Annotated in this window: 11 protein-coding genes; 6 read left to right on the forward strand and 5 right to left on the reverse strand. The window is 34.4% G+C overall.

The features are described 5' to 3' along the window. Window positions 1-492: 492 nt before the first annotated feature. Window positions 493-582, reverse strand: coding sequence for a cytochrome b6-f complex subunit PetN (gene petN / locus F6K54_RS29615; RefSeq protein WP_124144543.1), 90 nt, complete (start codon window positions 580-582; stop codon window positions 493-495). A 695-nt stretch (window positions 583-1277) separates the two neighbouring features. Between petN and F6K54_RS29620 the strand changes: the two genes are divergently transcribed. Continuing rightward, the gene (locus F6K54_RS29620) at window positions 1278-1751 is read left to right on the forward strand and encodes a hypothetical protein (RefSeq protein WP_293085821.1); all 474 of its coding nucleotides are present in this window, start codon (window positions 1278-1280) and stop codon (window positions 1749-1751) included. Window positions 1752-2327: 576 nt separating this feature from the next. Here F6K54_RS29620 and F6K54_RS29625 read toward each other — a convergent pair. Both F6K54_RS29625 and F6K54_RS29630 read right to left on the reverse strand, forming a co-directional pair. After that, a complete protein-coding gene (locus F6K54_RS29625; RefSeq protein ID WP_293085823.1) occupies window positions 2328-2762 on the reverse strand; it encodes a bacterioferritin in 435 nt (144 codons plus the stop codon). Window positions 2763-2987: 225 nt separating this feature from the next. Next, complete coding sequence (locus tag F6K54_RS29630; protein WP_293085826.1) at window positions 2988-3356, reverse strand: helix-hairpin-helix domain-containing protein; 369 nt, start codon at window positions 3354-3356, stop codon at window positions 2988-2990. A gap of 897 nt (window positions 3357-4253) precedes the next feature. On the opposite strand from F6K54_RS29630, the gene F6K54_RS29635 reads away from it, so the two are divergent. The 5 genes from F6K54_RS29635 to F6K54_RS29655 all read left to right on the forward strand — a co-directional run bounded on the left by F6K54_RS29635 (window position 4254) and on the right by F6K54_RS29655 (window position 9145). Further along, window positions 4254-5111: a DUF4382 domain-containing protein gene (locus F6K54_RS29635; protein ID WP_366558269.1), complete on the forward strand. Its 858-nt coding sequence runs from the start codon at window positions 4254-4256 to the stop codon at window positions 5109-5111. 111 nt (window positions 5112-5222) lie between these two features. After that, window positions 5223-5729, forward strand: coding sequence for a carboxypeptidase-like regulatory domain-containing protein (locus F6K54_RS29640; protein WP_293085829.1), 507 nt, complete (start codon window positions 5223-5225; stop codon window positions 5727-5729). A 501-nt stretch (window positions 5730-6230) separates the two neighbouring features. After that, window positions 6231-6875 (forward strand): cobalt transporter CbiM, encoded by a 645-nt coding sequence (gene cbiM, locus F6K54_RS29645; RefSeq protein WP_293085832.1) that lies wholly within the window; start codon window positions 6231-6233, stop codon window positions 6873-6875. 723 nt (window positions 6876-7598) lie between these two features. Next, window positions 7599-8399: a cobalt ECF transporter T component CbiQ gene (cbiQ, locus tag F6K54_RS29650; RefSeq protein ID WP_293085835.1), complete on the forward strand. Its 801-nt coding sequence runs from the start codon at window positions 7599-7601 to the stop codon at window positions 8397-8399. 11 nt (window positions 8400-8410) lie between these two features. Beyond that, a complete protein-coding gene (locus F6K54_RS29655; protein ID WP_293085837.1) occupies window positions 8411-9145 on the forward strand; it encodes an energy-coupling factor ABC transporter ATP-binding protein in 735 nt (244 codons plus the stop codon). Window positions 9146-9471: 326 nt separating this feature from the next. Here the strand turns inward: F6K54_RS29655 and F6K54_RS29660 are convergent, their stop codons facing one another. Together F6K54_RS29660 and F6K54_RS29665 are read right to left on the reverse strand one after the other, a co-directional pair. After that, on the reverse strand, window positions 9472-9597 hold the full coding sequence (locus tag F6K54_RS29660) for a hypothetical protein (protein ID WP_293085840.1): 126 nt from the start codon (window positions 9595-9597) through the stop codon (window positions 9472-9474). A gap of 31 nt (window positions 9598-9628) precedes the next feature. After that, on the reverse strand, window positions 9629-10687 hold the full coding sequence (locus tag F6K54_RS29665; protein WP_293085843.1) for an ion transporter: 1059 nt from the start codon (window positions 10685-10687) through the stop codon (window positions 9629-9631). Window positions 10688-11829: the final 1142 nt, after the last annotated feature.

The following is an 11829-nucleotide window of genomic DNA, read 5'->3' on the forward strand; positions in this document are numbered from 1 at the left end:
TGTAATTTTTGAATAAGGAAGAAGGAAGAAGAAATAAGGAAGAAGGAAGAAGGAAGAAGGAAGAAGTTAATAGACATCTCCAATAATAAAAAATAAAATCAATTATCCCAAATAAATTATCAATTCTTCCCCTCCACAGTCGGGGGAGGGGCGAGGGGTGGGTTCCCTACTCCTGTACGGGCGAATCGCGATTCGCCCCTACTCCCTACTCCCTCTTTTCTGGAGATGTCTAATGCAGATAGTCCTAAACTGATATAATATTATTGGTTAAACAATGTTATTTCCCTAGTGTCGCTACGCGGAAGTTAAAAGTCAAAAGTATTGCTTAGTAAGGCTTTTAGAATTTTGTAACTGGTCAGTTATTTCCGCCATCCTGCACTAGGTTGATGGGGAGAGGCAACAAACCTACCCCATCTCTAGTATTGCTCAGAAAAGCTATTTAGTGCGATCGCATCAAAAAAAATTAGGTTTATAAAAACCGATGCTTAGTTTCTAGAAACCGTTACGACCCCAAACTACCATAGAAATAGAGAAGCCAAACACAACTAAAAGTGAAACCCAGCCTAATGACAAAATATCCATAACTAAATTTAGAAAAAGGTAAACATTTACTGCAAATTCTATATTATTTGATTTAGGGTATTTTGACTACATAGCATTTCTCAGTAAGCGTGAGGTACACTCCTGGAGATCCCCCCTAATATCATGTCCGGTTGAATAATTAGACTTTGGTGGTCCGAAGGCAGGAGGCAGGAGGCAGGAGGCAGAAGGTTTTCTCCCATTGTCACCTTGATTTTATACACAAACGATGCTACCAGACATGATATAACCCCCCTTGGCAAGGGGGGAACCCGGAAGTCCCTCTTTTTAAGGAGGATTTAGGGGGATCGTTGATGTACCTCAGCTTTGAGAAAACCGCTAGCGGAAGTCCCCCTTTTTAAGCTATGCTTTATAAACATCTTTCTTAACATAAAACTTGACAAAAGATACAAGTTATCTGCTAGCCTTTCAAAGATTTTTACCAGAGAAAAAGTAGATTTTTCTTGATAACTTAAGTAGTTTTTCCTATCTACTATGATTCTTTCTCCCTTCTCCCCTGCTCCCTACTCCCCTACTCCCCTACTCCACACAAGGTTTTCAGGAGTTCCTTATAAGGGATAGCTTTTTAAGGGGGATTTAGGGGGATCGTTATTGAAAAATGTCTTAACCAATTCTTGTAGTGCTATAAGATTAAGTGAGGCAAAACACTGATGCTAATCAATAAAAAGATATAGTATATGGTCAAATACTCATCAAATTTTACCTTCGCAGAAAGAATAGAATCTCTAAAAGCAGGAACTGTAGCTGGTATTTCCCTATTTTTAATCTCTGGGGCGATCGCCTTCGGTAACAGCTTTTTTTTGGCCCAAAAGTTTGAGTTATTGGCAGATTTAGAAATTATAGCTCTAAGCTGGAATCTTTTGTTTCAGGGCGCGATCGCTTTTATTAGTGGATTTCTGTTTGGCGTGACTTATCGTTATATTATCCGTCAGGATAGTAACCCTCATCTAAAATCCGGAGCAGTGGTGGCCTTTGGCAGTGTTAGAGGTTTGGGACAAATTGATGTGGGATTAAGTTATGGGGATACATTTCTCGATTTATGGCCTTTAATGGTCTTGGGAATAGAAAGTGTAGTGACTTTTGCTGTGGCTGGCCTTGTTTTGGATTGGAGTATTAATCAAAAGTGGATTAAATCTTTTCCTTCTTTATAGAAGCCATTTGGTATCTATTTAAGAAGTTACAAGTTCAATACCCATCTGGGTTTTATGATTCTCGCAGTCCTAATTCATAATTTTTCGGTCTCCTGAACCCTTATAGTTGTTAGGCTCCTTAAAACGGCTTTCCTGAAGCTTTTGTATTTCAATAAAAGATCCCAAATGGGTTCTATAGCAATATGATTTGAGTTGTGAGATATTGAAAACTTTTAGGGAACAGGGAACAGGGAACAGAGAAGAAGAAAAAAACGTATCATATAAAAATAATAATTGCTATATTCTATCCTTTTAAGCCTTTTAAGGAACATCTCAATTCTCACAACTGATTCCTGATTGCTATACCTATATGAAGATGAATAAATATTTAGCAATTAAAAAGCGGATAATTTTTGGTAAATGATCGAAAAATTTTTCTCAAAATAGTTGATATTTTTTCTTTGGTATTGGATCAAAATGAAGCAATCCGATTGCTCTTTTTCTAATTCTAAATAATATGTAATTTCTGGGCAGATATTCACATTTTTTAGACGGATTGCTATGATAATTTTAGATATTTACTCTAGGTTAAATTAATCAACTATAGTCACGCAACATTTTTTTGATTTCCATATTATGTAACTCTTCTTGACCAATCATGGTACGAGCATATTCTTCTAAATATATACTTGCGTTTTCTACAGTTCCCAAGAAGTTTTTATATAGTTCTAAAGCTTTAGCTTCATGGTTAAGACTTTCCCTTAAAAGATCGGGTACTGAATGTTGATTTGTTTCTTCAATTGGAGCTACTCTTAATGTGGGATGACCTTCTAAACCTGTTAGTATTTCTCCTGCTTGTTGAGCATGAAGTAAAGATTCATTTGCTTGGGCTTGAAAAAATTGTACAATTGGTATGCGATTAGGTCCTGTCACCATTAGGGAGTAATGAGTATAGCGCACCACACCTGCCAGTTCAAATTCCATAATAGAGTTTAATAACTCTACAGCTTTTTCTGTATTCAGTTCTATCATTTTAGTGTCTCAAGTCTTAATTTGTTCAGCTTAATTGTCTCTTCTGAATTATATACATTTAATCTACAAGATACATTATTTTAACCTTTATTTAAGGATGAAAGATATTAATTTTATCTATAGATAATTTCAATACAAAAGTTTTTTTCAACCCCTACTACTAACTAAATAAGGAATATATTAGTAGGGGTAAATAGTACAATTTAAAAGAAACCTTTTTTCAAGTTAATTGCTCTCTGGTTTTTCGGTAGGTTTTGCAACAGTTATATCATTCTTCACAAAATCTAATTGTTGAGGACTAATAACTTCTTTGACCGCTAGTTCATTAATATCTTTGTAAGGACGATTTTCCTTAATTTTTTCTGGTAGATCGGGTACGTTTAACTTGATTGCTAATTTTTTTAAGTCTGAGTCTGAAGCATCATTTATATCTATTTTGCTCATGTTGTCAGTAGCAGTAGATACTGGTGAATTTACACTATTAGGACTAGCGTTAGGATCTACAGTTGGAGTAGTTGTATTTGCACAGGAACTCATGGCGATTAAGCTAGCAATGATTCCAGATAAGGATAGAAAACGAAAGTGATTCATCATATGAGTTAAGTAAGTTTTTTGGCTAATGCTAAGACAATTTAATATTGTAAGGGGTCTCAAAAATATTGACAAATTTTTACATATTAGTTTTTTTTATTTTATCTTAATTAAGGCAATTATCTTATCATCTTATTTCTGATAGTAATAGTTATTAACTCAAAATTTAAAGTTGCTTTTACAGCAGTTTTGGAGTTGATGAGGTACAAAATTTTAGGACTTTAGGGAGTAGGGAGTAGGGAGTAGGGAGTAGGGGCGAATCGCGATTCGCCCGTACAGGAGTAGGGAAAAAAGATTAGCCTTAAAAGCGTACCTCACTATCCTAAAAAGTGCTGTAAATCTTTAAAAGATAAATAATGACAAAGGTGGCTAAAAGTGAATAACGAATGGGTGCACCATTTGATTTCTAGCAGCGTTGCTACTTTAACGAAGTCAGAAGTCAGAAGTCAGAAGTTATAAGTCAGAAGTTAGAAGTTAACCCACCCCTGCCCCTCCCCAACCCACCCCCGCCCCTCCCAGGAGGGGAGCCAGGAGGGGAAGTAGGGGATTTGAGCAACTCTCCAAAAATATTTCGCCTTAATAAGGTGGGGTTGTGCAACCCAATTATTTTGATAAACACTCAAATGAGCGTCGGGGATTACTTCTAACTTCTAACTTCTAACTTTTGACTTTTGACTTTTGACTTGCGCATAGCGCTATAATGCCCTCCCCAGGGATTGTTAATTTTTGTAAAAAAGTGTTTACTAAATAACAGAGGTATGTAATATAAGAAGGCCAAAAAAGTAAGCAATATAGATTTTGGGAGAAATGGTCACTCATGTCCATAATTCCCTGTAAATCAAAATGCCATGGCTAAAATTTTCTTACTTTCAACACCCTATTTGTACAACTGTAAAAGTAATGAAGATGAGAAAACTGCTGTTAATATGGTCAACATTGGCCTTTGTCATCCCTAGTGCCCTACTGAGCAGTTGTCAAACCCAAACAACTGAAACTGAGACCGAGCAAACCCAAACAACTGACAATACTCCAGGCACTCTCCAACTTCGTGCCAACGGAGAAGACTTTGTAAGAGAAGGTTTCGTTACTAAAGATGGGTGGAAAGTAACATTTGACCAACTTTACGCGAATTTAGTGGAAATCACTGCCTACCAAACAGATCCACCCTATAATGCTGAAACGGGAGGAAAACCAGAGGCAAAAGAACAAGTCATTCTTGCTCAAACTAAAACAGTAGATTTGGCAGAGGGAGATGAAACTGCGGAAGCTATTTTGGTAAGTGAGGTATCTGCACCTTCTGGTCGCTACAATGCCCTATCTTGGAAAATGCTCAAAGCAACAGTTGGCCCAGCTCAGGGTTATTCTTTATTAATGAATGGCACAGCAACTAAAGATGGTCAGAGTATACCTTTTACTCTCAAAATTGACCAAGAGCTAGAATTTACCTGTGGAGATTTTGTTGGAGATGAGCGTAAAGGTATTCTCCAAGGTGGAGACACTGCGGAATTGGAAGCAACATTCCATTTTGACCACCTTTTCGGTGATGGTAGTGTGGCCTCAGATGATGAAATTAATACAGGAGCATTAGGTTTTGCACCTCTAGTAGCGATCGCCGAAGGAGGAAAAGTTGAAGCAGATATGGCTACATTGAAAAGCAAACTTTCTGCTGATGACTACCAAAAGTTAATGGCAATTTTACCCAGTTTGGGTCATGTTGGTGAAGGCCATTGTTATGAGTCATTAGTAAGTCAAAATTAAAAAGTCAAAGATAATTTTTGTCTGGTAATTCGGGAATTTCTATAAAATAAATCCCATTTGATTGTAAATAATGACAAAATTGCTAAGGCCAAAGTTATACAGAGGTAAGATATGAAATGGCAATTTGTTATTCCTTTAATATTTTTATCTTCAGTAAATTTACAGGGAAAAGCCATAGCTCATGGAGTGAAAATTCAACATCAAATTACTCAGGCAATTAAGATTAATGCTACTTACGATACTGGTACTCCTTTACCTAATGCTTCGGTCACAGTTTATGCTCCTATCGATCCAAGTAAAGTCTGGTTAAAAGGCACGACTGATGAGCAAGGAAATTTTATTTTTTCCCCTGATTCTTCTCAGTCTGGAACTTGGGAAATTAAGGTGCGTCAAGCTGGTCATGGTGGCCTTATTACTATTCCTTTTCAAGTAGATAAGTCTCACAATTATTATAATAATAATGTCAGCAACAATAATCATTATTTAGCTCATATTTCTAGTGATTATAATCCGCTACAAAAAGGATTAATGATCGGTTGTACAATGTGGGGTTTTGTGGGAACTGCTTTATTTTTTTGGCGATTTAAAACTCAAGATCGACCACAAGAAGAACATTAGAAGAATGTTCATTAATTGATAATGGATAATGGATAATGGATAATTGATAATTGATAATTGATAATGGATAATTGATAATTGATAATTACCTCTGGTTAAAACCGTTACGGAATTGAATATCAGGAAATATTATTTCTTCTCTTGGTCCATTGGATATGGTTAGGAAACCCATCCATCCCACCCTTCGGGAAGCTTCGCTTTTTTCCCCTTAAAAGGGTCGGCTTTAAACCAGAATTATTAATTATTAATTATTAATTATTAATTATTATTTGACCTTATATCGGGATAATTTTAAATCTTCAATAATACCATTTTGAAAAAAGAATGTTACGAATAATAAGAATCATAAATAAACTTTCAAATAAAGTCTATTTGACGAAAAAGATAATTTACAACATCAAAAAAGGTATTAAATCTATCCATTCTGAATTCTGGATTCTGAATTCTGGATTCTAAGAAATACCCTAGCTATTTGTAGCAAACATTTATCAAATTGGTATAATGCACATTTCAGAAGGCATTTTGCCTGCTCACCTCTGTATTAGTGGCTATGGAATTACTTCTTTAATTACCTGGTATTCTCTACGCCAAATTAATCGTTTACCAAATCCTCAAGCTAGCATTCCTAAAGCTTCTTTATTAACAGCAGCTTTTTTTGTGGCTTCTAGTATTCATATTCCTATTCCACCAGCTAGCGTTCATTTGGTACTCAATGGTTTGTTAGGAACTGTTTTGGGTTATTATGCTTTTCCAGCTATATTAGTTGGTCTATTTTTTCAAGCAATAATGTTCGGACATGGTGGTTTAACTACTTTAGGAATTAATGCTCTAATTGTGGGAATACCTGCGCTTTTGGCTTATCAAATATTTCAGCTACGTCATGTTTTAGGAAATGGAATTAAGGAAAGTTTATCTATGAGCATTTTTGGATTTATTGCTGGAGCTAGTGCTATAGGAGTTTCTAGTTTAATATTTTTTACGATAATTATTACAAATGTTCCTTCTGGATTTGATAGCTCTTTAGAACAGAAAGTAATTTATGGATTAATAATTTCTCATATTCCTTTGATGGGGATAGAAGGTATTTTGACTGCAATGATTATCAGTTTTTTGCGTCGAGTCATGCCAGAACTTTTACCTTCTTAGAACTGTTGTATAGTTGGGAGTAGGGGAGTAGGGGAGTAGGGGAGTAAGGGAGTAAGGGAGTAGGGGAGTAGGGGAGATTAAATATTGAAGTAATTATAGAATTATCAACATATACTATATAACCGGATTCTATATGAAACTCTTACTAGAAAATATCGTGATGGAAAATAGGTGAGGGAGGAAATTTCATAGTTTATTCTTCAAATCAATTTTGAATAACTATTAAGTCAAATTTTTAACTAAAACTTTTTCTTTCTTTTGTTATTTGTTCCTTTGCTTTCAAAGTTAGGTGTTAGATAGAGCAGTAAACTTTTCTCGCTTACAGTTAATAGAAGTTACCATAAGGTAACAGAGGAAAACTTTTCAAAAGTTACCGAATAATTAAAGTGTGAAGCTTATTTTTTAAAATAAAAGAATAAATAAAGAAAAAAATCATTTTTGCCAATCCAATCTGTTTTCAGGAGAAGTAATCATTAATTAGGGTTTGCTGAAAAAGTCTTTTTTAAGGAGTAGGGGAGCGGGGGAGTAGGGGAGTAGGGGAGTAATTTTTTTTTGCCCAACTTTTGCCTAAAATGGTAAATTTTTGAGCATTAAGAGCTGAAAACCAAGGTATTACAGACCCAAAAAGGCTAAAACCTTGATCTTTAAAGACGTTTAGGTTTAATCAGCAAGCCCTAATTATTAATTGTTGAAAATCTATTACCTAAAACCTAATACCTACTAATGAAATTTACCCTAGATGAATATGCCAATTTAAACTCTCCAATACATCGGTGGGATGTGAGATATAAACTTATTGGTTTAATGGCATTAATGTTTGCTTTTGCTACTATTAAGAATTGGTATTTAATTCCATTAATGCTTTTAGTAACCATTCTGCTTTATGGAGTGTCAAAATTACCCTTATCATTTTTAGCGAATCGATTACGTTATCCAGGATTTTTTTTGTTAGGAGTAATCGTATTATTACCTTTTTTATCTGGTCAAACAATTATTTGGCAATACGGATTTTTGACAATTCGTCAGGAAGGATGTCTGGCAGTTATATTAATTGTTAGTCGTTTTTTTGCCATTATGACTACTTGTTTAATATTATTCGGTACAAGTTCGTTTTTAACAACAATAAAAGGGATGAGGCAGTTGGGAATTTCTCCCATTATTACCGATATACTTTTGTTATCTTATCGTTATATTTTTGAAATATCTAATCAACTTAGTATGATGCTTAAAGCTACTAGATTAAGAGGCTTTCAACGAAACAAATTTAGTTGGAGAAACTTATCAGTTTATGCTGCTCTTACAGGTAGTCTTTTAGTGCGGAGTTATCAACAAGCAGAACGAGTTTATCAGGCAATGTTGTTGCGCGGTTATGGCAATGTGTTACATAATGGAAATAATAGAATATATTCTGGTTCTACAAACAATTTAAAATATAGACCAGACTTAATATATCTATTCTTATCTTTAATAATTGCTGCTAGTTTTGTAATTGCAGAAATATATTTTTTCACTGTTAATAATTAGTCATCGATCAAATGCAAGAGGATTACCCACAAACTGGTGTCTATGTTAAGGATTTATTGTTTGAATATCCACAAAATGAACCGATTTTACGGAGTCTTTCATTGACAATTAAGCCTGGAGAAAGAGTCGCTTTGTTAGGACCTACAGGTACAGGAAAAAGCACTTTTATGGAAACTTTAGTCGGCTTAAAAAAACCTGTATCTGGTGAAATTTGGATTCAAGGAATTCTCCTAGAAGAAAAAACTTTATCTCAAGTACGTCGTCAAATAGGTTTTTGTTTCCAAAATCCTGATGACCAACTATTTATGCCTACGATTTTAGAGGATATAACTTTTGGTCCGCTTAATTATGGTTTATCTCCAGAAACTGCTACAGAAATTGCTGATAATTTGTTAGTAAAATTTGGTTTAGAAAAGTATGCAAATAGATCTGTGTATGAACTTTCAGGAGGTCAAAAAAAATTGGCTGCTTTAGCCGCTGTTTTAGCGTTAAAACCAGAAATTTTAATATTAGATGAACCCACTAATGGTTTAGATCCTTTATGGCGAAAAAATTTAGCTAAAATCATCTTACAATTACCAGTTAAAATTATATTAATTGCTTCCCATGATTTAAACTGGGTTGCGAAAGTAACTCAACGTGCTTTAATTTTGCAATCTGGTCAAATTCAAGTAGATACTTCTATTAAAAATATTATTCAAGATAGTTCAACTCTTGAATATTACGGTTTACCCATTGATTATTAAGAAGGTCTTAGATAATTAATAATTAATAATTAATAATTAATAATTAATAATTAGGGTTTGCGCTCAAAAGTCTTTTAGTAGGGTTAGGAGACAGGAGACAACCCACCCCTAACCCCTCCGGTGGAGGGGAAGACAGGAGAAATGGCTTGGGAGCGAGGAGGTAGGAGTAAGAATTGTCCCTTGATTTTTCTGCCCAACTATGCGCCTAAAATACTAACTTTTTGAGCATGAAGAGCTGAAACAGGCGCACTTTTTTTGACCTCAAAAAGGCTAAAATTTTTATATGTCAATGCTTTGATATTTAATCAACAAACCCTAATTAATAATTAATAATTAATTATTACCTCTCCTTCAAAAGAAGAGAGGATATATTTCGGTTTCTTTCCTACTCCCCATCCCCCCATCTCCCCATCCCCCCATCCCCCCATCTCCCCATCCCCCCATCCCCCCATCCCCCCATCTCCCCTACTCCATTCCTAACTTTTAACGATGAAATCTGTGTATTGTTTCCTGATAAAGAACCATGGCAAAATCTTTAATAATTTCCTCATTTTGAAAATAATTTCCATACTTTTTCTTTGCCGTTTCTATGCAAAGTTTCATAATCTCAGATGATTCCTCAATATAGTCAGCGATCGCCTGCTTTTGCTCTTGTTTTGTATGATGATGTCTGAAGTCTTGGTGTATATGATGTCTGACATCTGAGTTTAAGGGAAATGTAGTTTCTGCAGTTATTTTAATATCTTTTCCTACTGGATGAACTATTTTTTTTCCCCTTCTTTTTTGAACTTCTTCAGCAAAACCAGATGCAATTATACCTGCTGGTAGACCAAAAATTCCGATACCTAAAAATGCTACAGCAGCACTTAATAATTTGCCTAAATTAGTGGTAGGATAAACATCTCCGTAACCCACAGTTGTTAAAGTTACTACTCCCCACCACATAGTTTCTAAAATGCTAGAAAATTTTTCTGGTTGTGCTTCATTTTCGGCAAAAAACATGAGGCTGGAAACAAAGACTAACACAAAAATTACTATTAACAATGTAGCTATTAATTCCTCTTTTTTTAGAACTATAACTTTAATAATAGTCCGCAGTGACTCAGAATATCTACTGATTTTAAATAAGCGAAATAAACGCAGTAATAATGTAAACTTTATAAATCCTAAGCTGGGAAATAATACTTGCAAATAAAATGGCAAAATAGCTATAAGATCTATTATGGATAAAGGGGTAATTATATATTTTAATCTCCCACTAATAGGATGACGATATTTAGGATTAATTGTACATACCCATACTCTGATAAAATATTCTAAAGTAAACAATCCTGTTATCATTATTTCGATTAGCTTTAAATCTTCAGAATAAATATCTGAAAATCTGGGAGAAGTTTCTAAAATAAACGCACTGACACTAATACTTGTTAAAATAGTAATTAGCAAATCATCTAGCAAACTTAAAAGACTTTTCGGGTCTGAATATTCAAAAATATAGTAAATTTGCTCTTTCAAAGATTTACGTTTTTTCTCTATTTTCATAGCAATTCATTTAATTAGACGACACAATTCTTTTGAGTTAGGGAGTAGGGAGCAAGGAGTAGGCAGTAGGAGAATACTTTGGCCACTGTAGTCTATCTATTTGAAAACCGCTATAAAAAGGGAATATAGAATAGTGGTACGACCTAGATTTTAACTCCTTTGTAAGAGGTTAGAAGTACCTGGTAGTGCATCAAGAGAACAAACAGCAAATAAGAAAATTCTGATAAATATAGCAGTACGTTCTTTGGTGTTTGACAGTAAATTTGAGTGAAAAGGGAGTAGGGAGCAGGGAGTAGGGAGTAGGGAATAGGGAATAGGGAATAGAGGAATATTTATGTAGTGCTATAAATTCTGTAGCGCCGTGACTTCAGCATAGGGGTTTAGGGATTTTTTTTAGTATGTATTTTTTTTAGCGTTACGCTTTTAGAAAAAGAGGGTTTATAATAATCTAATTTTATTCTAGCAATAAATATTTTCATATTCTTATACCAAAATATATTTATAGCAATTCCCATACTTGTGAGGTACAAAATTCCTTAGTTTTAGGGAGTAGGGAGTAGGGAGTAGGGAGTAGTAATTCTGGTTCCGTAGGAATCGATAAATAAGAAAAACAACTGTACCTCATTAGCTTGGGAAACGCTATACTAAGAATTTCAAATATTAAATTCAAAATTGTTTCTTTTAATACTTACTCATTGATGGCAATAAGTTAAAATATAAAAATATATTTTCTCCTTTTTGTCAGTACAAAGGGAAGTATTTAATAATTAATAATTAATAATTAATAATTAATAATTAATAATTTAGGGCTTGCTGAATAAATATAAAAGTATTTGCAGATAAAGGTTTTAGCCTTTTTAATACTTAAAAAGTTCCAGGTTTTAGGTAGTAATGGTTCAAAAATGAGCGGATTTTGGTCAAGAATTGGGCAAAACAATCTTGGGACTATTCTTCCTACTATATCCTCCATAATTCCCATTTCTCCTGGGAGGGGCGATGGGTGGGTTGACTCCTGTCTTCCCCTCCTGGGAGGGGTTAGGGGTGGGTTGTCTCCTGCCCTCACCAATAAGACTTTTTCAGCAAACCCTAATTAATAATTAATAATTACCTCTCTCTTAAAAGGTTTAAACCACAATTTTTCG

Source organism: Okeania sp. SIO3B5, from assembly GCF_010692555.1.
GTDB lineage: Bacteria > Cyanobacteriota > Cyanobacteriia > Cyanobacteriales > Microcoleaceae > Okeania.

Excerpts from the sequence above, each read along its gene's own strand:
- petN (WP_124144543.1), bottom strand. The coding sequence starts at position 582 with ATGGATATTTTGTCATTAGGCTGGGTTTCACTTTTAGTTGTGTTTGGC.
- F6K54_RS29620 (WP_293085821.1), top strand. The coding sequence starts at position 1,278 with ATGGTCAAATACTCATCAAATTTTACCTTCGCAGAAAGAATAGAATCT.
- F6K54_RS29625 (WP_293085823.1), bottom strand. The coding sequence starts at position 2,762 with ATGATAGAACTGAATACAGAAAAAGCTGTAGAGTTATTAAACTCTATT.
- F6K54_RS29630 (WP_293085826.1), bottom strand. The coding sequence starts at position 3,356 with ATGATGAATCACTTTCGTTTTCTATCCTTATCTGGAATCATTGCTAGC.
- F6K54_RS29635 (WP_366558269.1), top strand. The coding sequence starts at position 4,254 with ATGAAGATGAGAAAACTGCTGTTAATATGGTCAACATTGGCCTTTGTC.
- F6K54_RS29640 (WP_293085829.1), top strand. The coding sequence starts at position 5,223 with ATGAAATGGCAATTTGTTATTCCTTTAATATTTTTATCTTCAGTAAAT.
- cbiM (WP_293085832.1), top strand. The coding sequence starts at position 6,231 with ATGCACATTTCAGAAGGCATTTTGCCTGCTCACCTCTGTATTAGTGGC.
- cbiQ (WP_293085835.1), top strand. The coding sequence starts at position 7,599 with ATGAAATTTACCCTAGATGAATATGCCAATTTAAACTCTCCAATACAT.
- F6K54_RS29655 (WP_293085837.1), top strand. The coding sequence starts at position 8,411 with ATGCAAGAGGATTACCCACAAACTGGTGTCTATGTTAAGGATTTATTG.
- F6K54_RS29660 (WP_293085840.1), bottom strand. The coding sequence starts at position 9,597 with ATGGGGGGATGGGGGGATGGGGAGATGGGGGGATGGGGGGATGGGGAG.
- F6K54_RS29665 (WP_293085843.1), bottom strand. The coding sequence starts at position 10,687 with ATGAAAATAGAGAAAAAACGTAAATCTTTGAAAGAGCAAATTTACTAT.